Origin of the sequence: Serinicoccus chungangensis (assembly GCF_001483745.1) — a bacterium.
Taxonomy (GTDB): domain Bacteria; phylum Actinomycetota; class Actinomycetes; order Actinomycetales; family Dermatophilaceae; genus Ornithinicoccus; species Ornithinicoccus chungangensis_A.
In genome coordinates, this window is the sequence record NZ_LQBL01000028.1 from 132079 (window position 1) to 151730 (window position 19652).

General features: G+C 69.1%; 21 protein-coding genes. 14 read left to right on the forward strand and 7 right to left on the reverse strand.

Annotated elements, in window-relative coordinates:
* Nucleotides 1-43: 43 nt before the first annotated feature.
* The 7 genes from AVL62_RS09215 to AVL62_RS09255 all read left to right on the forward strand — a co-directional run bounded on the left by AVL62_RS09215 (nucleotide 44) and on the right by AVL62_RS09255 (nucleotide 9886).
* Nucleotides 44-709 carry a GntR family transcriptional regulator gene (locus AVL62_RS09215; RefSeq protein ID WP_058891354.1) on the forward strand — a complete coding sequence of 222 codons (666 nt, stop codon included), beginning with the start codon at nucleotides 44-46 and terminating at the stop codon, nucleotides 707-709.
* Nucleotides 710-812: 103 nt separating this feature from the next.
* On the forward strand, nucleotides 813-3293 hold the full coding sequence (locus tag AVL62_RS09220; protein ID WP_058891355.1) for a DNA gyrase/topoisomerase IV subunit A: 2481 nt from the start codon (nucleotides 813-815) through the stop codon (nucleotides 3291-3293).
* 411 nt (nucleotides 3294-3704) lie between these two features.
* Nucleotides 3705-5081, forward strand: a complete 1377-nt coding sequence (locus AVL62_RS17080; RefSeq protein WP_153011736.1) for a hypothetical protein — start codon at nucleotides 3705-3707, stop codon at nucleotides 5079-5081.
* Nucleotides 5082-5634: 553 nt separating this feature from the next.
* Complete coding sequence (locus tag AVL62_RS09230; protein ID WP_161937868.1) at nucleotides 5635-6393, forward strand: alpha/beta fold hydrolase; 759 nt, start codon at nucleotides 5635-5637, stop codon at nucleotides 6391-6393.
* A 682-nt stretch (nucleotides 6394-7075) separates the two neighbouring features.
* Nucleotides 7076-8215 (forward strand): acyl-CoA thioester hydrolase/BAAT C-terminal domain-containing protein, encoded by a 1140-nt coding sequence (locus AVL62_RS09240; RefSeq protein ID WP_201023237.1) that lies wholly within the window; start codon nucleotides 7076-7078, stop codon nucleotides 8213-8215.
* Nucleotides 8216-8281: 66 nt separating this feature from the next.
* Complete coding sequence (locus tag AVL62_RS09245; RefSeq protein ID WP_058891360.1) at nucleotides 8282-9211, forward strand: tyrosine-type recombinase/integrase; 930 nt, start codon at nucleotides 8282-8284, stop codon at nucleotides 9209-9211.
* A 330-nt stretch (nucleotides 9212-9541) separates the two neighbouring features.
* The gene (locus AVL62_RS09255; protein WP_058891361.1) at nucleotides 9542-9886 is read left to right on the forward strand and encodes a type II toxin-antitoxin system HicB family antitoxin; all 345 of its coding nucleotides are present in this window, start codon (nucleotides 9542-9544) and stop codon (nucleotides 9884-9886) included.
* Nucleotides 9887-9944: 58 nt separating this feature from the next.
* Here the strand turns inward: AVL62_RS09255 and AVL62_RS18215 are convergent, their stop codons facing one another.
* Nucleotides 9945-10115: a DUF2510 domain-containing protein gene (locus tag AVL62_RS18215; RefSeq protein ID WP_083518839.1), complete on the reverse strand. Its 171-nt coding sequence runs from the start codon at nucleotides 10113-10115 to the stop codon at nucleotides 9945-9947.
* 354 nt (nucleotides 10116-10469) lie between these two features.
* Here AVL62_RS18215 and AVL62_RS09260 point away from each other — a divergent pair, with 354 nt between their 5' ends.
* Entirely contained in the window at nucleotides 10470-11657 is a 1188-nt protein-coding gene (locus tag AVL62_RS09260) for a multidrug effflux MFS transporter (RefSeq protein WP_058891362.1), read from the forward strand.
* A 22-nt stretch (nucleotides 11658-11679) separates the two neighbouring features.
* Here the strand turns inward: AVL62_RS09260 and AVL62_RS09265 are convergent, their stop codons facing one another.
* The 4 genes from AVL62_RS09265 to AVL62_RS09280 form a co-directional block, all read right to left on the reverse strand.
* The gene (locus tag AVL62_RS09265) at nucleotides 11680-11994 is read right to left on the reverse strand and encodes a hypothetical protein (protein WP_058891363.1); all 315 of its coding nucleotides are present in this window, start codon (nucleotides 11992-11994) and stop codon (nucleotides 11680-11682) included.
* A gap of 71 nt (nucleotides 11995-12065) precedes the next feature.
* Nucleotides 12066-13025 (reverse strand): NAD-dependent epimerase/dehydratase family protein, encoded by a 960-nt coding sequence (locus AVL62_RS09270; RefSeq protein WP_235585640.1) that lies wholly within the window; start codon nucleotides 13023-13025, stop codon nucleotides 12066-12068.
* A gap of 52 nt (nucleotides 13026-13077) precedes the next feature.
* Complete coding sequence (locus AVL62_RS17535; RefSeq protein ID WP_201023239.1) at nucleotides 13078-13677, reverse strand: hypothetical protein; 600 nt, start codon at nucleotides 13675-13677, stop codon at nucleotides 13078-13080.
* A gap of 90 nt (nucleotides 13678-13767) precedes the next feature.
* Nucleotides 13768-13971 (reverse strand): hypothetical protein, encoded by a 204-nt coding sequence (locus tag AVL62_RS09280; protein ID WP_058891364.1) that lies wholly within the window; start codon nucleotides 13969-13971, stop codon nucleotides 13768-13770.
* A 73-nt stretch (nucleotides 13972-14044) separates the two neighbouring features.
* Between AVL62_RS09280 and AVL62_RS09285 the strand changes: the two genes are divergently transcribed.
* From AVL62_RS09285 to AVL62_RS09300, 5 genes are all read left to right on the forward strand, one after another.
* A complete protein-coding gene (locus tag AVL62_RS09285; RefSeq protein WP_058891365.1) occupies nucleotides 14045-14521 on the forward strand; it encodes a MarR family winged helix-turn-helix transcriptional regulator in 477 nt (158 codons plus the stop codon).
* A 65-nt stretch (nucleotides 14522-14586) separates the two neighbouring features.
* On the forward strand, nucleotides 14587-15141 hold the full coding sequence (locus tag AVL62_RS09290; protein ID WP_235585641.1) for a class I SAM-dependent methyltransferase: 555 nt from the start codon (nucleotides 14587-14589) through the stop codon (nucleotides 15139-15141).
* Entirely contained in the window at nucleotides 15138-15335 is a 198-nt protein-coding gene (locus tag AVL62_RS17830) for a hypothetical protein (RefSeq protein WP_235585642.1), read from the forward strand. Before AVL62_RS09290 ends, AVL62_RS17830 begins: the two co-directional genes overlap by 4 nt.
* A 102-nt stretch (nucleotides 15336-15437) precedes the next feature.
* The gene (locus tag AVL62_RS18120) at nucleotides 15438-16379 is read left to right on the forward strand and encodes a cold-shock protein (RefSeq protein ID WP_058891366.1); all 942 of its coding nucleotides are present in this window, start codon (nucleotides 15438-15440) and stop codon (nucleotides 16377-16379) included.
* 355 nt (nucleotides 16380-16734) lie between these two features.
* Nucleotides 16735-17508, forward strand: a complete 774-nt coding sequence (locus tag AVL62_RS09300) for a CHRD domain-containing protein (RefSeq protein WP_153011737.1) — start codon at nucleotides 16735-16737, stop codon at nucleotides 17506-17508.
* Nucleotides 17509-18092: 584 nt separating this feature from the next.
* Here the strand turns inward: AVL62_RS09300 and AVL62_RS09310 are convergent.
* Nucleotides 18093-18455, reverse strand: a complete 363-nt coding sequence (locus AVL62_RS09310) for a VOC family protein (protein ID WP_058891781.1) — start codon at nucleotides 18453-18455, stop codon at nucleotides 18093-18095.
* A 66-nt stretch (nucleotides 18456-18521) separates the two neighbouring features.
* On the opposite strand from AVL62_RS09310, the gene AVL62_RS09315 reads away from it, so the two are divergent.
* Nucleotides 18522-18872 (forward strand): hypothetical protein, encoded by a 351-nt coding sequence (locus AVL62_RS09315; protein WP_058891368.1) that lies wholly within the window; start codon nucleotides 18522-18524, stop codon nucleotides 18870-18872.
* 16 nt (nucleotides 18873-18888) lie between these two features.
* Here the strand turns inward: AVL62_RS09315 and AVL62_RS09320 are convergent, their stop codons facing one another.
* Entirely contained in the window at nucleotides 18889-19617 is a 729-nt protein-coding gene (locus tag AVL62_RS09320; protein ID WP_058891369.1) for a VOC family protein, read from the reverse strand.
* Nucleotides 19618-19652: the final 35 nt, after the last annotated feature.

The window sequence follows — 19652 nt, forward strand, 5'->3', positions numbered from 1 at the left end:
AATATATTGCATATCGCCGTCCGGGCCGCTCTAGGCTGGGGGTATGCCGGTACCCACCACCCCCGCCTCCACGGCCCGACGTCTGCTGCGGGACGACGTCTACGGCCGGATCCGGGACGAGATCGTGCGCGGCCGCCTGGCCCCCGGCGAGAAGATCAACGACGCCGAGCTGGGCGCCTGGCTCGGGGTGTCACGGACCCCGGTCCGCGAGGCCCTGCTCCGGCTGGCCCGCGACGGCCTGGTGCTGGCCCGGCCCGGACGGGTGACGGCGGTCGCCCCCGAGGACGAGGCGGTGCTCGCGCACGCCCGCGAGGTGGTGGCCGAGCTGCACGCCCTCGCGGTGCGCAGCGCCGCGGCGCGACTCGGCACGGACGACCTGGTGGCCATGGACGAGGCCACCGCCCGGCTCCGCGCAGCGCTGGCCGTCCCCGACCCTGCCGCAGCCCTGCAGGCCGACGACGACTTCCACGCGGTGCCCGTCAGGGTCGCCGGCAACCCCATCCTGGCCGAGCAGCTGGACGCGGTGACGGCGATGCTGCGGCGGGCCGAGTTCCTGCACTTCGGCTCGCTCACCGGCGGCGACTCCCCCGCCGAGCACGACCTCATCGTGCGTCGGCTGCGCGAGGGCGACACGGTCCGTGCGGCCGACGCGACCCGGGCCAACTGGCTGGGCCTCGGCCGGCCCGGACCCACCGCGCCTGCCCCGTGACCGCCGCGCCTCCTCGGTGATCCCGGGCGCACGGCATACCCTGGGGCGACCCTGACACGCCCGTCCGGGCCACCGTGAGCACGAAAGGTCGCCCCACCCCCTCATGGCTCGTCGCAAGCGCCCGCAGAGCGAAGACCTCTTCGACGTCGAGGAGAAGATCCTCGAGGTCGACGTCCAGGAGGAGATGGAGGGGGCCTTCCTGGAGTACGCCTACTCGGTGATCTACTCCCGGGCGCTGCCGGACGCCCGGGACGGCCTGAAGCCGGTGCAGCGGCGCATCCTCTACGCGATGAACGAGCTCTCCCTGCGGCCGGACCGGCCGCACGTGAAGTGCTCGCGGGTCGTCGGTGAGGTCATGGGTAAGTACCACCCGCACGGGGACACCGCGATCTACGACGCGATGGTGCGGATGGCGCAGCCGTTCACCATGCGGCTGCCGCTCGTCGACGGGCACGGCAACTTCGGCTCGCTCGACGACGGCCCCGCGGCCAGCCGCTACACCGAGGCCCGGATGGCCCCGGCGGCGCTGCTCATGACCGGCAGCCTCGACGAGAGCACCGTCGACTACGTCCCCAACTACGACGACCAGCTGTTCCAGCCCGAGGTGCTGCCCGCGGCATACCCCAACCTGCTGGTCAACGGCGCCACCGGCATCGCCGTCGGCATGGCGACCAACATGCCGCCGCACAACCTCGGCGAGGTCATCGGCGCCGCCCGGCACCTCATCGCCAACCCCGAGGCCGACCTGGAGGCGCTCATGCGCTTCGTGCCCGGGCCGGACCTGCCGCTGGGCGGGCGCATCGTCGGGCTGGACGGGGTCCGCGAGGCCTACGAGACCGGGCGCGGGTCGTTCAAGACTCGCGCGACGGCGCGGATCGAGAACGTCACGCCGCGCAAGAAGGGCATCGTCGTCACCGATCTGCCCTACCTCGTGGGGCCGGAGAAGGTCATCGAGAAGGTCAAGCAGCTGGCGCAGGCCAAGAAGCTGCAGGGCATCTCGGACATCATCGACCTCACCGACCGCACCAAGGGGCTGCACCTGGTCATCGAGATCAAGACCGGCTTCAACCCCGACGCCGTCCTGGAGCAGCTCTACAAGCTCACGCCCATGGAGGAGTCCTTCGGGATCAACAACGTGGCGCTCGTCGAGGGACAGCCCCGCACCTTGGGCCTCAGGGACCTGCTGCAGGTGTATGTCGACTTCCGCACCGACGTGGTCCGGCGCCGGACCGAGCACCGGCTGGGCAAGAAGAAGGACCGCCTGCACCTGGTCGAGGGTCTGCTCATCGCCATCCTCGACATCGACGAGGTCATCCAGCTCATCCGGGCCGCCGAGGACGTCGCCACGGCGCGGACCCGGCTCATGCAGGTCTTCGACCTGTCCGAGATCCAGGCCAACCACATCCTGGACCTGCAGCTGCGTCGGCTGACGAAGTTCTCCCGGATCGAGCTGGAGAGCGAGCGGGACGACCTGAAGCGCGAGATCGAGGCCCTGGAGGCGATCCTCGCCGACCAGCAGCTGCTGCTCACGGTCGTCAGCGACGAGCTCGCCGCGGTGGCGGCCCAGCACGGGACGCCCCGCCGCACGGTGCTCCTGGAGAGCGACGGCACGGGCGCCGCTGCCGCGGCTGGCGGACCGACGACCGGGGGCAAGGCCACCGGGATGGACCTCGAGGTCGCCGACGACCCGTGCTGGGTGCTGCTCTCCTCCACCGGCCTGCTGGCGCGGGCCGGTGCCTCGGACGACGAACCGCTGAGCACCAGCGGGCGCCGGGCCAAGCACGACGTCATCCGGTCCCGGGTGCGGACCACGGCGCGCGGAACCGTGGGTCTGCTCACCAGCGCCGGGCGCGTGGTGACGCTGTCGGTGGTCGAGCTGCCGGCGCTGCCGCCGTCGGCAGAGGCCCCGAACCTCTCGGGCGGCGCGCCGCTGTCCGCCTTCGTGGACCTGCCGCCGGGTGAGCAGGTGCTCGGGCTCTGCACGCTGACCGGCGAGGGACCCGGACTGGCCCTCGGCACGAAGCAGGGCGTGGTCAAGCGGGTCAACCCCGACTACCCCGGCAACCGCGACTCCTTCGAGGTCATCTCGCTCAAGGACGGGGACAGCGTCGTCGGCGCGGTCGAGCTGGCCACCGGCGAGGAGGAGCTGGTCTTCGTCACCTCGGAGGCCCAGCTGCTGCGCTTCGCCTCCTCGCTGGTGAGGGCGCAGGGCCGCTCCGGCGGCGGCATCGCCGGCGTCAAGCTCGGCGCCGGTGCGAGCGTCATCGGCTTCGCCGCGGTCGACGCCACGCTGGAGAACGTCGTCGTCACCGTCGCGGGAGCCGCCGACGCCGCACCGGGCACCCAGACGGGGTCCGTCAAGGTCACCGACCTGTGGGCCTACCCCACCAAGGGGCGCGCCACCGGGGGCGTCCGCTGCCACCGCCTGCTGCGCGGCGAGGACGCGCTCGTGCTGGGCTGGGCCGGCGCCGCTCCCCCGCGCGCCGCGTCCGCCAACGGTGTCGCCGTGGAGCTGCCGGAGATGAACGACAAGCGCGACGGCTCAGGAGTGCCCGCCGCCGCCCCCATCGCGGCGGTCGGCTGAGTCAGTCCTCACGGTCGGTCGGACGGGCGTCCTCGACGGACCCCACCCTCGTCAGGCGGTGTCGCAGAAAGCAGGCGTGGAAGGTCGGTACATCACCCTCATGCCGATGTCCGGATGTCGACACGCTGGCGCCCTAGTCGCCCGAGCCACCGAGATGTGCGGACGTTCTGACCTTGGACCGGTGAGCGCGTCGCACGTACTGAGGTTGACCTGCTCAGGAACTGCACGACGAGAGCCAAACGAGGCACCGGGATTGAGATGCGTATCGTCGCGCGGGACCCCACCGCCAACTCGGTTCTAGTCCGCGAAGCGACCGAATGAAGCCTTTACCACTGCACCTGGTCACTGGTACCTTGAGAGTCCTTGAGGCATGCAGTCTGTGCCGCGCAGTCACGACAGGGGGCCTGTCCAGTGTCGATCGAAGGTATCACTAGGACGACCAATGTCGATCCCACCAAAATCGGAACACTTTTTGCCCTTTTGGCGCTCTTCCTCGTGGTTTCGGAAGGCGTTCTAATTGCCTGGCTCTTCCGTGCCGACGATTCTCGTGAGCGCAGCTTGGTTGGCCTGTGCATGACCATTATCTTCGTGATTTTTTTGCTCGTCGCACTGTATATGGTTCGACGCGGGGTCATCACCACCGAACGACTCACGGCCGTACCTGCACCGAGACTTCCGTCTGGTGAGATCTCCCCGGCCTCGTCGGACGCATCGATACAAGAGGTCGACAAGCCAAGAAGTGACGACCTAGCTAGCCCTTCAGGGGACTATGTCATTCATAAACCACCGAACTCGTGGACAGTGCGAAAAATCACTCTGGCGGGGCTATTCGCGGAAACCTATCGCGTAGACGAGCACGATGCGCGTAGCTTCGCCGATGCACTTAGTGGCACGAATCCTGAAGTGCTCATTCTCGAATCTCCGCTATCCGTACAAATCTCGGTCGACCCCGCCAAGTCCTTGATGGACGACAGCCCTGCCCTTACAGCAATCCCCTTAACGGCCAAGGTGCGCCTTGTCGTCCACCCCCTTCCGCGTGTCCTCCCACCCCGATTCACCGCCTGGCCCCTTGAGCAACGTTTCCTTCTGTACTTGCGGGACTTCCTGGCCGCTACCACACTTCTGGCCGTGAACAGCGGAACGACAGGCGGGGGTCGAACTTTTCACTCTGCGGTGTTTCGGCAACACTTGGCGAACGTCAAGATCGAGGGGTCGACCAGCAGTCAAGTTGAGATACGAGCAGTCGCAACCGCAATTGAAGGAGACGTTTCTGATTATTTGCTTATCATGTCATACTTTTCCGGAACAGGTGATATCGGCAAACTAGTTGCGGACGAGTTGACCACTTTAGAATCTCTGGCCAACTCGTTCCGACCCCTCGTGATCGTTCGTGATAAGACCACGTCCGACAAGTTGGCGGCAGAGCGACAGCAGGCCTTTGCGTCGTGGCGAGAGCGTCATGGCGAGGAGCTGTTCTATACGGAGTTTGTGCTGACGTTTATGCGGATAAAGGGCATAGACGTAAGGGATGAGGACGGGTTGCAGGAGGCGCTCACTCTACTGTCCCCCTTCGAGTCATTGGCTGGCTCGCTTAACGTAGTAGATGACGACTTAACAAAGTTGTGGCAGGCAATGCGCGAGGCGAGGGGTGGAGACCCCGAAGCCTTCCACGAGTGTGTGATGGAGGCACTAGAAGATCTCGAAGCTATAGACGAGTCGTCCGTCGAAGGCGACGACGGCGTTGAGGGCCTGGCGAGAGAAGCCGATATCTGGGATTCCACGACCTAGGGCAACCTGAGCGGTGCGTTTCGGTCACTGTGGTCGTGCCCGCACGGCCCGCTCGGGGCTCGAGGTTACTCGACGGCCTCGACGGCGGAACGGATCAACGCTAGGAGTCGGTCCGCGATGGACTGAGCGTCCTCCGAGGAGCCTGGCTCGTTGATTTGGATCACCAGACAGTCGAAGGACGCGCGGGTAGTTGGCTGCGGTTGCTCATCACCTCGGCGATCCACAGATCCATGTCCCGCTAGCCATTCGGCGTCGGTTTGAGGCTGGGAATTCAGTAGATTCGCCGTGTTCAACTCCGCCCGGAGGCCACTCAGCACTCTCGTTTGCGACTCGGATCGGACAGTTCGTACACGGCCCCAATGTGGCAGGCGAGGCGCATCCGGACATGCCGCGCGGAGGACAGGGGACGGCTACGCCCGTGCAGGTTGGCGGCGACGGCGGTCTCGCTCAGCCCTGCCCGCTCGACGTAGCTCACCGCATGAGTCGTTGACAGGCCGATCAAAATTCTGCTCTTCTGCAGGCAAGAAGCCATCGATCTAACCTAAGGAGCACTGTGACCTCCCTGCGGACCCATAATTGGGGTGACCCGGACCGGCCAGCCCTGCTCCTGGTCCATGGCCTCACCGAGGCCGGAACCGCCTGGCCTCACGCGGTCGAACGGTGGTCGCCGACCTGGCACGTCCACGCCGTCGACCTGCGAGGCCACGGAGGATCACCCCGCTTCGACACCGCCGCCGCATCGCGCATGCTCGACACCTTCGTCAACGACCTCGTCGAGACCCTGCGCGCACTCGGACCGGCGACCGTGATCGGCCACTCTCTCGGAGGACGCGTCGCCGCCATCGCGGCGACCAGAGCGCCGGACTTCGTCCGCGCACTCGTCCTTGAAGATCCCGCCCTCACGCAGGGCACCGTCACCCCGCCCGGCTTCGCAGACGAGCAACACACCTTCCTCGACCGGTTCGACAACCCGGCTGACGCAGGGAGGGAGAAGGTGCTCATGCGACGCAACACGACCTGGACGGACGACGAGATCGACCGGTGGGCCGAGTGCAAACCGCACGTTGACCGACACATGATCGACCAGCTCGAGCTCGGCCAGGTCAATGCCAGCGACGTGTTTACAGAATTGAGGTGCCCCACGCTCGTCCTTTACGACGCCGACGGTCCGTTCGCCAAGCACTCGGTCCCCACCAGCAACCCCAGCGTTGACGTCCGATACCTCGACGGTGTCAGCCACTGCATCCGTCGAGACGACCCGACCACGTACCACGCCATCGTCGACCCATGGCTGGCAAACCACGGCCGCTAGCAGATGTCCACGACACGTCCGCTCATGCCGCTGTCAGCGCTCGGGAAGCTCCTCATTAGGGACAGTCCCGCCCTAGCCGGTGCCCGGCACCGATCAGAAGCGTGCTTCTGGGCGTTCCGGCTCCCGATAGTCTTCCGAAATGACAACAGGGGACGATGAGGGCTGGCGCCCACAGGGGCTCGCAGATGAGCCGGCTGCGCCGGCGTCCTGGCTACCCACGTGGGGAAACCTAGCCTTGGGCTTGCTGTGGCTCGCCATGGGCATAGGCAACCATGCTCTTCACGGCCTCGACGAGTCACTCGCCTGGCTCGGGTACGTCCTCGGCAGCCTCTGGTTAATTCTTTCTGCAGTCTCCTTCCGACGGCAAGTGCGCGTCAGAAAAGCACTGAGCACGGACGCCTCATAACAGAACCGAGGGTTCGTACCAAGCCTCTGGAGGCACCAGAACGAACCGCTAACACGCGGTCCGGCCGAGGCGCCGGGTGCGCCCTGCGGCGCCCTGTACTGCCGCTGGCCGCGCGGTGGGCTCACGGGTCAGGCGGGGCGAGANNGCGGCTTGCTGGTCGATCTCGAAGGGCTCGATGTCATCGAGCGCTTCCAGGTCGAATAGTTCGCTCACAAGTCGAGTGTATTACAGACGACTACGCACACAACTGCCGCGTGGAGCGCGGAGTCAGTGGTCGTGCTGCTGCAGGTCCTGTGCGACTCGATCCCTGAAGTCCTTGTGCGTATTGCCTATGGGCAACTGCATCACCAGCCGCGCCTGAACTTCATCCCAGCCGAAGGAATCCTGCAGCGCGTGCAGGGCGTCCTCGAAGTCAGCCGATGCCGTCACCGTCTGCAGAACTCGGATGGGGTCCTTCAGAGCTTCGTTAACGGCGACAAGGGTGTGCAGGCGCTGGTCAGGCATGCCCGAGTCTGGCGCGGCGGGCCTTCATCCAGTGCGCGCTACTGCCGCGTGCGGGTAGAAGGGCTGCGGTCGTCGGGTTCGGGATGTGGCTACGGTGTCGACGTGGAGGCTCTCCGTCCGGTGCGTCCGACCGGCACTGGCGTGCTCGTGCTGGCCGGCTCGAGCGGCCGCGTGGACACCGACCGCGCCAGGCTCCTCGCGGCCCACGGAGCCCACGCGTTACCTCTTCAGTGGTTCGGGGGACCTGGCCAACCACCCGGCCCCTGGGAGATCCCTCTCGAGACCTTCACCTCAGTCTTAGACCACCTGGCCAAAGAAGCTAATTTCCTGTCGATCGTCGGGGTCTCTTTCGGGGCCGAGGCCGCCTTGGTCACCGCGTCCCTGGACCCGCGCGTGCGAACTGTCGCCGCCTTCGCGCCCTCGCATGTGACCTGGCCGGGATATGACCCGGACCAGCGACGGTGGGCCGCACACTGGACCTGGCAGGGACGACCGTTGCCCTTCGTGCCCATCCAGCGACCACCCAACCCCGCATCTATTGACGGGTTGTCGAGGTACCTGCCGGTGTACCAGGCGTCGCTGGAGGCTGCCAGCACCACAACGTTGGAGCAGGCCACCATCCGCGTCGAGAACATCCCGGAAGTGCTCCTGGTCAGCGGCGGCGACGACCAGGTCTGGCCTTCTACCGACTCCGCCCGCGCCATCGCTAACCGGCGGGCGGCGCACCGCCTCGACACCCGCCACGTGCACCTGCCCGAAGGCGGGCACCGCACCATCCTCCCCGGAGAAAGGGCACCGGACGGCGGACATGCCATGGCACGCGGCGGCAACCCCAAGTCTGATCGCGTCCTCGGCGCAATGGCCTGGTCTCAGCTCACGACCGCTCTGCGACTGAACGAACGGCGTCACTGAACATACGGAACTGCCGCACGTCGGTCGGCTCGAGTTCGCGTCGACCATGTGCGGTCACGATGGTTCATGAACAACTTCCAGATCACCTCCGCCCTCGTTCCAATATTGACCGACGACCCCTCCGTTGCCGCGCTGCGCCAGGCGGTGGCCGCGCACCTTGCCCGTTACAGCGGGCAGACGCGCACGCACACCGAGTCGGACCTGCGCGCCTTCCTTACCTGGTGCGCCGAACGACACCTGGACCCCTTGACCGCCCACCGGGTGCACGTCGAGCTGTACGTGCGGTGGATGCAGGAGACCCGCCGGTACAAGCCGTCCACGATCTCACGGCGGCTGTCCGTGGTGATCGGTTTCTATCGCACGGCCGTCATCGACGGTGTCCTCACCGCCTCCCCGGCCGACCATGTCCGCCGCCCACATGTACCGCCCGAATCCCCCACCCTCGGCCTGTCTCACCTGCAGTTCGAAGCGATGCTGCAGGCGGCGCGCGTCAGCAGCAACATCAACGACTTCGCCCTGGTCGCCATGCTGGGCCTGCTCGGACTGCGCATCTTCGAAGCGTGCGGCGCCGACATCTGGGATCTGCGGGAGGAGCACGGCCACCGCGTGCTGAAGGTCAGCGGCAAGGGAGGCAAGGTCGTCCTGACACCCCTGCCGCCAGCGGTGCAGCGCGCGATCGAACGCGCCGTCGACCACCGTGAGGATGGGCCGATCCTGCGCAACAGGCAGGGCGGACGGATGGACCGTCACGCCGCCACCCGTCGTTTGCACCACCTGGCCGACGGCGCCGGCATCAACTTGCCGCGGATGCATCCGCACATGCTGCGGCACACGTTCGTCACCACCATGCTCGATGCCGGCGTAGACCTGCGCGACGTCCAGATTGCCGCGCGCCATGCCGACCCCCGCACCACCATGCGTTACGACCGAGCGCGCAAGAACCTCGATCGTCACCCCAACTACATCCTCGCCGCCTACATGGCCTCCGGCACCTGACCAACGGCCGGTCCTTGTTCGACCAGACCAGCTCTCGGGCGCGGATCCCCTTGTTATGCGGTACTGCGGGCAGTACCATCGAGTTGTGCCGTCAGTTGCGAAGATCCTGGCCCAGATAAGAGCCAATCCGGCCAACATCCGGTATGAGGACCTCGCGAAGGTGTGCGAGCACTACTTCGGACCGCCCAGGACAAGCGGTGGCTCCCACGCCGTGTACAAGACCCCGTGGCCCGGGGACCCGCGAGTGAATATCCAGAACGACCACGGCAAGGCCAAGCCGTACCAGGTCCGCCAGGTCCTGGCAGCCATCGACAAGAAGGAGGCAGCCCAGTGAGCACCACGATCCCCGACATCACCCACTACACCTACCGCGTCAGCTGGTCGCCCGAGGACCAAGAGTTCGTCGCCACCTGCCTCGAACTGCCCTCCCTGTCCTGGCTCGCCCCTACTCAGGACGAGTCCCTGCAAGGCCTTCGCGATCTGGTGGATGAGGTCGTTGAAGACCTGCACCGCAACGGTGAGCCGATTCCAGACCCACTGTCCTCTCGCACCTATTCGGGCAAGTTCAATCTCCGTGTCGGTGAACGACTCCACCGCCAGCTCGCCATCAAGGCAGCTGAAGAGCACCTCAGCCTCAACCAGTACGTTGTCCGCAAGCTTGGCGACGCGCCTTAAAACGATCATCCGGACATGCCGCAGTCATCGCGTCGGCGGTGAACACATCAGGTTGGCGCTACCCCCAGGCGAGCTCGGTCCAGCCGGCGCCGTTCCAGAACCTCTTCCCAGCGCCATGGAACGGGTCGGGGCACCACCCGGCAGGGGGCAAAGGTGGCACCGGCGGAGTCGCCGGGTAGGTGGGATCCAGACGATCGTCCTCCTGCGGCACCACAGCACGAGCGACCATCGCCGAGCCGGGTGCGTCGTGCCCACCGAGTTCTCATCGTCATGCGTCTCGAGGAGGACGTGCTGCTCGTCCGGGAGCAGCTGGTACCACGTGGTGCCATCGAGGTCGAGCACCTCATTCCCGCACGCCGGGTAGAGCGAGACGCCCTGGTAGACCTGGGCAGCGGCCCGGGTGTGGTGGCACCCCCCGAGGCTCCCCACCGACCTGATCCCGGAAGGGTGTCCCGGGCCGCCACGGTTCGTCCGCACCGCAGCCGGGAATATCAACCAGGGCATCCACTCTTCACCCGTGGTGAGATCGGCCCCCGTCGCGACAGCCCCAGCATCGTCCCCGCCCAGCACCCCACCCTCCTCGGTGGGCCGACTGCTGCTCTTCGGGGCACTCGTCGCGATCGGCCCACTGACGATCGACATGTACCTCGCGGCCTTCCCGGCCGTCGTGGAAGACCTCTCCACGACCGAGGCCACGGTGCAGCTGACCCTGACCGCGACCCTGGTCGGGCTCGCCACCGGCCAGCTGCTCATCGGGGCGTTGTCGGACTCCTTCGGCCGACGCCGACCGTTGATCGCGTCGCTGACCCTCTACGTCGTGGTCTCGGTGGCGATCGCGGTCTCCTCCTCGATCGAGGTGCTGCTGGTGCTGCGCTTCGTGCAGGGTCTGACCGGCGCGGCCGGGATGGTGCTGTCCCAGGCCATGGTCCGCGACCTCTACAGCGGCTCCCGGCTGGCCACCTTCATCTCCCGGCTGTTCCTCGTGGTCGGCGTGGCCCCGATCCTGGCGCCGACGCTGGGCGCCCAGTTCCTGATCTTCGGCAGCTGGCGGACCATCTTCTGGGCGCTGGGAGCCTTCGGGCTGCTGCTGGCGGTGCTGGCGCTGGTCCTCGTCAAGGAGACCCTGCCCCCGGAGCGGCGGCGCCACTTCGGCCCTCGGACCCTGTGGGCCAGCTACCGGGTGCTGCTCTCGGACCGACGCTACATCGGCCTCGTCCTGACCGCGTGCACCGCGATGGGATGCCTGTTCGCCTACATCTCCAGCGCGACCTTCGTCTTCCAGGGGCTGTACGGGATGAGCACCCAGCAGTATGCCTTCGTCTTCGCCGCGGGCGCGGGGGCGCTCACCGTCACCAGCCAGATCAACGGGTCCCTCGTGCGCACGGTGCACCCGGCCTCGGTGCTGCGGGTGGCGCTGCCCTCCATGCTGGCCATCGCCCTGGCCCTGCTCACCGCCGCGCTGGTGGACCTCAGCGTGTGGGCCATCGTCGGCGGCATCGTCCTGCTGATGGGCTCGGTGGGCTTCGTCATGCCGAACAGCCCGAGCATCGCGCTGGCCGACCACGGCGAGCGGGCCGGAGCGGCTGCCGCCCTGCTCGGGGCCACGAACTTCGTCTTCGGCGCGCTCATCTCCCCGGTCACGGGGCTGTTCGGGGTCGACTCGGCCGTGCCGATGGCGGCCATCATGGTCGTCTGCGCCGCCGCATCGTGGTTCTTCTACACCGTGCTGGCGCGGCCCCAGGACATCCTGCGGGACATGCCCTGGGAGTGATCCCCGGCTCCCCCGCGGACCGTCACCCGTCCGCGGGCCCCTCCCCCGGCTGACGGACGAGCCGCAGGTGGCGCGTCAGCGCGGGTCGGGCCTCCTCGAGGGCCGCGTCCAGGCCGCGCACCGCCGGGTCGGGGTAGAACCCGGAGGTGTCCCGGGCCCGGTAGTAGAGGCCCGCAGGCCGGTGGGCACCGTCCACCACGTGCGGCCACGGGAGGTAGATGACGGTGACGCGTTCCCCCTCGAGGTCGACCTCGCTGCTGCGGGGGCCTTCGTGCTCGGTCGGGAAGCTCAGGATGGTGGCATCCTCGTCCCCGGTGCCCGGGCCCTGCTCCGTCATGTCACTCACCGTACCGCTGCTGTCCAGCCCCGGTCGTATGCTGCCGGCCGGGTCGCGGTCGGGGTGTCAGGTCAGGCCTCTGGCCGAGGATCCGGCAGGACGTCGCGCCACGAGTGCTGCGGCGCGTATCCGAGGAGCTCGCGGGCCTTGTCGATGGAGTAGAACGTCTCGTCACGCCCCATCTGACGGTTCAGCGTCACCCCGTCGTAGAAGCGCTCCTGGACCTCCTGGGCCGTCAGGGCGACGGACATGTCCGCGTTGGCGACGTTGAAGACCTCGTAGCCGAGCCCGTCGACCTCCAGGCACCGCTGGACCATCTGGCCGAGGTCTCGGGTGTCGATGTAGGCGAAGATGTTGCGACGCCTCAGCGACGGGTCGGCCAGGAAGGCGGGGAACATGTCGGCGTACTCGTCCGGCTCGATGACGTTGTTGATCCGCAGGCCGTACACGTCCGCACCGGTGCGAGCCTGGAAGGAGCGTGCCGTCACCTCGTTGGCCACCTTCGACATGGCGTAGGAGTCTTCCGGCACCGTCGGGTGGTCCTCGTCGACCGGCACGTACTGCGGTCGTCGCTCACCCTGGGCGAAGCAGATGCCGTAGGTCGTCTCCGAGGAGGCGAACACGATCTTGCGGATCCCCAACCGGGTCGCGGCCTCGATCACGTTGTACGTGCTCAGCACGTTGGTCGCGTAGGTGCGTGCGTCGGAGGCGATCAGGATCGCCGGCACCGCCGCGAAGTGCACCACGGCGTCGTAGGCAGGCTTCGTCGCCAGCTCCAGCTCCTCCATCCCGGCCAGTCCCGCCAACGCCGAGTAGGTCTCGCCGGTGTCGGTGAGGTCGACCCTCAGGTCGGCGACGGCTGGATGATTCAGGGGGACGAGGTCGGCGTTGGTGACCTGATGACCCTGCTCGGCCAGGTAGGGAGCGACGTGCCTGCCGGCCTTGCCGCTACCCCCCCGTGAAGAAGATGCGCATACCTCGATCACACCACCCACCCGGCGCTCCCTGCCGGACAGACCGTCCCCTGCCATCCGGGGTTCACCAAGCCGCCGCGCCGGTCGCGTCGCCGGCCGCGCCCGACGTTCACCGCAGGTAGAACGGTTGCGGCTCGGTCGGGTCGGCCCGCACGACGTCGAGATCGAGTGAGGCGAGCAGGCCTTGCAGAGCGGGCTCGCTGGCACCGACGCCCACCCAGTGCTGATCGACGTCCGCCGCGGTGCACCAGGCCCGGTCTTCGGGCCAGACGAAAGCAGGCAGCAGCTCTCCCGCTCCCCATTCGTGAATCGCCTCCAGCGGTCCTTCGAACAGGTAGTACTCCCGGTGCGGCACGCGGACCAAGGGCGCTCCCACCATCACACTCCTGCGCACCGGAGGGCAGTCGACGTCCATGTCCTCGACAGCCCCCGTGTAGCCATCCCAGAAGCAGAAGTACCCATGCCCCGGGGTGGTGGTATGAGGCACCAGCTGGTTCAAAAGCTTGCGCAGGGCTGAAAGGTCGGACCCCTCCTTCGACGCGCCGCGCGCGCTCTCGGACTGATCCGGGTGCTCGGGGTCGGGGATCAGACGAAGCCGCGCGTAGGCCTCGAACCCGCTGGGCCCGAAGCCGACCAGCCGGTCCCACGGCGCGAGGTCCTCCAGCAGCCAGCGGGCCGGGCTCAGGTCCAGCACCTCGGTCATCCCCATGACGAGGATCGTGCCACCACCCAGGGCGGCCTCATCTCCGCCGCCGGATGCCGCAGCTCGGGCACGCTCCCACGGGTGCAGGAGCCGTCGCTATGCCGTGCCGCTGTCCCCCTCGGCCCGCCGTGCCGCCCGCGCCTCCGCGACCTTCGCGGCCCGGGCCTGCTCCATCCGGGTCTGAGGGTCCTGGCGAGGGTCCAGTCGGGGCGGTCCGAAGAAGATGAGCAACGTGTACTTCACCCGCCAGGTGAAGCGGTACCACAGGGACAGGCCCTCGGTCTCGAACCTCGTGCTCACGCAGACCCCGTATCATTAGTAGGCGAACAGTTCGTGCACACTGTACCTGTTCAGGTCGGTTACCGTGTCATCCATGACGTCAGCTCACGAGCCGCCACCCGAGCGGACGGGCGAGGACCCGCTCGCCCTGGACCAGCAGGTCTGCTTCGCCCTGGCCGTCGCCTCACGCAACGTCATCGCGCTCTACCGACCCTTCCTCGACCCCCTCGGCATCACCCACCCGCAGTACCTCGTCATGCTCGCGCTGTGGGAGGAGACACCGCTCAGCGTGGTCCAGCTCAGCCGCCGGCTGAGCCTGGAGCCCGCCACCTTGTCCCCCCTGCTCCGTCGGCTCGAGGCGCACGGTCTCATCACCCGCGAGCGGCGCCACGGCGACGAGCGGACGCTGGACATCTCCCTCACAGCACGCGGTCGAGAGATCCGCGCCGACGCCGAGCGGATCCCCGAGGGCGTCGTCGCCAGGCTCGGCATGAGCCAGGGAGAGCTCGAGGGCCTGCGGGACGTCCTGCACCGCCTCATCAGCGCGAGCGCCAGGGCGACGGCCGGCTGAGCCAGCCGACCGCTCGACCGGGAAACCGGTCGCTCCCGCGTCGCGCGCCGTCTAGCCTGCGCCCTGTGCCGGACGCTCTCTTCTCCCACCCCCGCGTGGCCCGGGTCTACGACCCTCTCGACCCTGACCGCAGCGACCTGGACACCTACGTCGACCTCGTCCGGGAGTTCGGCGTCGACGCCGTCCTGGACGTGGGCTGCGGGACCGGGACCTTGGCCTGTCGGCTCGCGGCGCAGGGCGTCGAGGTCCTGGGGGTCGACCCCGCTGGAGCCTCCGTGACGGTCGCACGGGCCAAGACGGGCGCGGAGCGGGTCGAGTGGGTCGTCGGCACCGTGGAGGACGTGGCCGCGCGCCCGGACCAGCGTGGGCGCTACGACCTCGCCACGATGAGCGCGAACGTCGCGCAGGTCTTCCTCGGCGACGAGGAGTGGCTGGCCACCCTGGGCTCGATCCGGACCTGCCTGCGACCCAGTGGCCGCCTGGCGTTCGAGACGCGGGTGCCCGCCGACCGCGCCTGGGAACGGTGGACGAAGGAGGCCAGCCATCAGGTCGTCGACGTCGAGGGCGAGGGGCCGTCGAGGACTGGGTGCAGGTCACGGCGGTGGACGGAGAGCTCGTGACGTTCGACTCCCCCACGATCTTCCGGGCCGACGGGGAACGCATCGACTCCACCACCACCTTGCGCTTCCGCGGCCGGGACGATCTGCTCTCCTCCCTCGCCCGCGCAGGCTTCGCAGGCAGCGAGGTCCGGGACCTCCCCTACGCCCCCGGACGCGGGTGGCTCGTCGTGGCGCAGGCACCGCCCGAGTCCTGAGAGGTGGACGTGTCGGCGCGGATGCTCGGGGTGCCATCGCCACGGGGCCGGTCGTCGGGGACACTGGGGGGAATCGATCGGCCCGTCGACAAGGAGTCAGCCGTGACCGAAGGAACCGTGCGGTGGTTCGACGCCGACCGGGGGTTCGGCTTCATCGCCCTCGGAGAGGACGCCGAGGACCTCTACGTGCACGCGTCCGACATCCTCGGCAGCGACACGAGCAAGCTGCTCCGGGAGGGGCAGGTGGTCGAGTTCGAGATCGGGGAGGGTGACCGCGGCCCGCTCGCGCGGCGCGTCCGGGTCACCGCCGACCAGCCGGCCGACGCCCCGCTGGGCCTGCTCGGCACCGTCTCGTGGTTCGAGCCGGCCAAGGGGTACGGCTTCATCACCCCCGACGACGGCGGTGACGAGATCTTCCTGCACAGCTCGGCCATCGTGCCGGGGGGCGTGGTCTCCGAGGGCCAGCGGGTCGCCTTCCTCGTCGTCGACGGGGAGAAGGGTCCGCAGGCGGACCACCTGCTCCCCCTGTCGGATCAGGCCGGCCTGCAGGCCGAGGCCGCCGACGGGGCGGACGGCACCGTGTCCTGGTACGACGAGGACAAGGGCTTCGGGTTCATCGCGCCCGAGGCCGGGGGTCCCGACGTCTTCGTCCACGCCCGGGCGCTCGCCGACGGCCTCCCCGCGCTGGACGAGGGCGACCGGGTGACCTTCGACACCGTCGAGGGCGACCGAGGCCCCCAGGCCCGCGACGTGCGCCTCGTCGGCGGCTCGGCACGGCGGGGCGCCCCCACGCGGTCGACCCCGTCCCGGTCCGGACCGCGGCGGGGGTCCGACGGCCCGGCCCGTGGGGGCCAGGGCGTGGTGGCGCGCTACGACGCGGACCGCGGATTCGGCTTCATCACCCCGGACGCGGGAGGTGCGGACCTCTTCGTGCACGTCTCGGTCCTGCGCGACGGCGACATCCTCTACCCCGGTGACCGGGTGCGCTACCAGGTGCGCCAGAGCGACCGCGGACCTCAGGCGGACCGCGTCGAGCTGCTCTGACCCCGATCCGCGGGCGGTATGCCGTCTCGCGCGGCCGTCTCTCGCTGGACGGCAGCCGAATCTCCGGTCGAGATTCTGCGCGAGACCCAGGGATGGTGATGTCTCGATCTGATAACGACGGCGAATTCGTCCGCGATTCACCGCATGATTACCATTTCTGTGTTCTGAGGGCTCGGCCATGGTCAGTGTCGACGCGTGAATCATCACAGGGATTCGCCGATCTTCTCCAGGCGTGCCCAGGAATGGGCATTCAAGGGGGCACAGCCGTGGGTGGGGCCCTGCTGATCGGTAGGGCCGACACCGTTCCATGGTTTCTCGGACGAGAAAGCTGGAGCTCGAGAACAAGGATGTCCCCATGAATCTCTCCCGCAAGCTGTTGGCCGTCCCGGTCGCTGGCGTCGCGCTGCTCCTGGCCGGGGCCCCGGCCCTGGCCTCCTCCTCCGAGACCGGGGCGGCTGCCGCCGAGCTGCAGCCCGTCCCGCTGAACGACGCGCCGGGCCTGGGTGCCGCGGTGTTCGAGATCGACGGCACCACGATCAACTTCGGCCTCGCCTACGAGGGCCTGCTGGCGGAGGCGCCGCACGCCGCGCACATCCACTTCGGTCCGGACGCGCGCCACGCCTGCCCGACGGCTGAGGACGACGCGGACGGCGACGGCTTCCTCACCACCACCGAGGGCGCCCCCGCCTACGGCGGCATCAAGGTGTCGCTGACCACCGAGGGTGACACCAGCCCGGACTCGGGCCTGGCCGTCGACCGCTTCGGTGTCGGTGACAACGTGAGCTACTCCCGCGGTGGGGTCGAGGTCGACCAGGAGACCGCGGACGCGCTCGCCGACGGCGAGGCCGTCGTCGTCGTCCACGGTGTGGACCACGACGGCAGCGGCGCCTACGACGAGGGTGACCGCGGCATGTCCGACCTCGACCCCGCGCTGCCCGGTGAGGCCACCGACCCCGCCCTCTGCGGCGTGGTGCAGGCGGCGCAGATGGGTGAGATGCCCGATGGCGGCGTCGGCACCGGTGAGGTCGCCGTCGGCGGCCAGAACATCGCGCTCGCCGCTGCCGGTGGCGCCGCCCTCCTCGGCGGCGCGTTGATCCTGGCCCGTCGCCGCGGCGCCGACCAGAGCTGACCAGGCTGCACGGATGACCGAGGACGTCGGGCAGGTGGGCTCATCGCCCGCTGCCCGACGTCGTCGCGTCCTCCCGACGGTGGCCGCCCTCGCGCTCCTGCTCGGGGGCGGCACCGCCGTCGCGGTCGGCGTCTCCGGCACATCCACCCCGACCCCTCCGACCCTGGCCCACCACCCCGACCGTGGGTCGGTGTCCACCTCGCCGGTACCGGCCCCGGTACCGGCGGCGTCATCCTCGGTATCCCAGGAGTCCTCCCCCGTCTCGGACGCCGACGCCGCCGGGCCGGCCGAGGTGGCCCCAGTCGCCGAGCCCGCCTCGGTCTCGATCCCCGCCATCGGCGTCACCTCCGACCTGCTCCACCTCGGTCTCGACACCGAGGGCGCGCTCGAGGTCCCCGAGGGCGAGGACTACGACTCCGCCGCCTGGTACGACGACTCCCCCCGACCCGGCCAGCCCGGCCCCGCCGTCATCCTCGGCCACGTCAGCGGCGCCGCCGGCCNNACCGGCCACTACGACGACAACATCATCGTCTTCGCCCGCGAGGTATGACCGGAGCGGTCTCGCCCCGGCGGACGTCCCGACCTCACCAGCACAGGCAGAAGGGGTGGCCGGCCGGGTCGGCATACACCTGGAAGCCGTGCTCGACGGTGAGGTCCTCGGCCTCTTGGAGTAGGGTGGCGCCCCACCCCATGGCCTCCTGGTGGGCCGCGGCGATCTCGGCCACCACCAGGTCCAGGTGCATCTGCTGCGGCAGCCCGTCGGGCCACTCGGGGGCGCGCTGGCCCGGGGCCAGCTGCACACACAGGGCCTCGTTCTCGCCCACCCGCACCGACCACCAGTCGGCGTCCTCCTGGTGGGCCGTGCCGCCCAGCATCCCGGCCCAGAACGCGGCCTCTGGCTCCGGGTCGGCCGCGTCGAGCACGAGGATGTGCGCCTTGATGTCCATGCGGTCAGTGTGCCGCTGGTGCACGCCGGGCACCAGGGCACGACATGGGCGACCTAGCGTGGGGTCATGCTCTGGACCCGCTCGTCCCCGGCGTGGGTGGCCGCGCTCGTCGCACTCTTCGCCCTCCTGCGGGCGCTGCGCCGTCTGGTGGAACCCGAGGACCGGCCCGTGGCGCTGGTCGTGGCGGTCGTCGTCGTCGCCGCCGCGACCCTCATCCCTCCCGCTCGGGGGCCCGGCCGGGTCAGCGTCGAGCAGGCGGGCTGGCGCACGGTGCTGCAGGTCTTCCTCGCCGCTGCCGTCACCGCGCTGGCCGCGCTGGCCGGTCTGGACGTGGTGGTGGCCGGGGCACTCGGCATCGCGGCGGCCGCCGCGGTGCCGCTGGCCTGGCCGGCTCCGCGGCAGCAGCCGGAGCCGTGACCGTCCAGGACCGCCCTCAGTCCTCCGCGTCCGCGAGGACGCAGAACTCGTTGCCGGACAGGTCGCGCATCACCACCCAGGGATGACCGTGCGCCCAGTCGTCGGTGGCCAGGGTCGCCCCGAGCGAGCGGGCCAGCTCCACGAGACCCCGCTGGTCCGGCCCGTCCGGGGTCGGCCGGACGTCGAGGTGGGTGCGGTTCTGCCGGGCCTTGGGCTCGGGCTCCGGGCAGAGCTCGAGCAGCGGGCCGCGCAGGCTCGGGTGGCGCAGCGTGACCGGCCCCACCCCCGGCGCGGGCACCCAGCCGGTGAGCGCGGCATACAGCTCGGCGTCCCGCTGCGGGTCGACGCTGTCGAGCGGGAGCGCGGCGATCGGCCCGGTGTCGGAGTAGGCGGCGCGCTCCTCCATCACGCAGAAGGCGTTGCCGTCGGGGTCGGCCAGCACGACCCACGGCACCTCCCCCTGGCCGATGTCGACGCGGGTGCCGCCGAGGCCGGTGAGCCGCTGCACGACCTCCGCCTGCTGCTCCCCGCCCCGCAGGTCGAGGTGCAGCCGCCACCCCAGCGGCGGGGGCTCGGTGGCCGGCTCGACGCAGAGGTCCAGCCACAGCTCGTCGTCGACCCACAGCCGGCCCTCGTAGTCCTCCGGACTGCCCGGCTCCAGATCGACCAGACCCAGCGCCGCCGACCAGAACCGGCCCGTGGCGTGCGGGTCTCGCGCCTGCAGGACGATGTTCTCCAACCGCATGTCGCCAGCGTAGGTCTCCTGGGTGACAGCGGTCG

Coding starts and splice junctions, on each gene's coding strand:
- AVL62_RS09215 (WP_058891354.1), top strand. CDS start 44: ATGCCGGTACCCACCACCCCCGCCTCCACGGCCCGACGTCTGCTGCGG.
- AVL62_RS09220 (WP_058891355.1), top strand. CDS start 813: ATGGCTCGTCGCAAGCGCCCGCAGAGCGAAGACCTCTTCGACGTCGAG.
- AVL62_RS09245 (WP_058891360.1), top strand. CDS start 8,282: ATGAACAACTTCCAGATCACCTCCGCCCTCGTTCCAATATTGACCGAC.
- AVL62_RS18215 (WP_083518839.1), bottom strand. CDS start 10,115: ATGGTCGCTCGTGCTGTGGTGCCGCAGGAGGACGATCGTCTGGATCCC.
- AVL62_RS09265 (WP_058891363.1), bottom strand. CDS start 11,994: ATGACGGAGCAGGGCCCGGGCACCGGGGACGAGGATGCCACCATCCTG.
- AVL62_RS09270 (WP_235585640.1), bottom strand. CDS start 13,025: ATGGCAGGGGACGGTCTGTCCGGCAGGGAGCGCCGGGTGGGTGGTGTG.
- AVL62_RS17535 (WP_201023239.1), bottom strand. CDS start 13,677: ATGGGGATGACCGAGGTGCTGGACCTGAGCCCGGCCCGCTGGCTGCTG.
- AVL62_RS09285 (WP_058891365.1), top strand. CDS start 14,045: ATGACGTCAGCTCACGAGCCGCCACCCGAGCGGACGGGCGAGGACCCG.
- AVL62_RS09300 (WP_153011737.1), top strand. CDS start 16,735: ATGAATCTCTCCCGCAAGCTGTTGGCCGTCCCGGTCGCTGGCGTCGCG.
- AVL62_RS09310 (WP_058891781.1), bottom strand. CDS start 18,455: ATGGACATCAAGGCGCACATCCTCGTGCTCGACGCGGCCGACCCGGAG.
- AVL62_RS09315 (WP_058891368.1), top strand. CDS start 18,522: ATGCTCTGGACCCGCTCGTCCCCGGCGTGGGTGGCCGCGCTCGTCGCA.
- AVL62_RS09320 (WP_058891369.1), bottom strand. CDS start 19,617: ATGCGGTTGGAGAACATCGTCCTGCAGGCGCGAGACCCGCACGCCACG.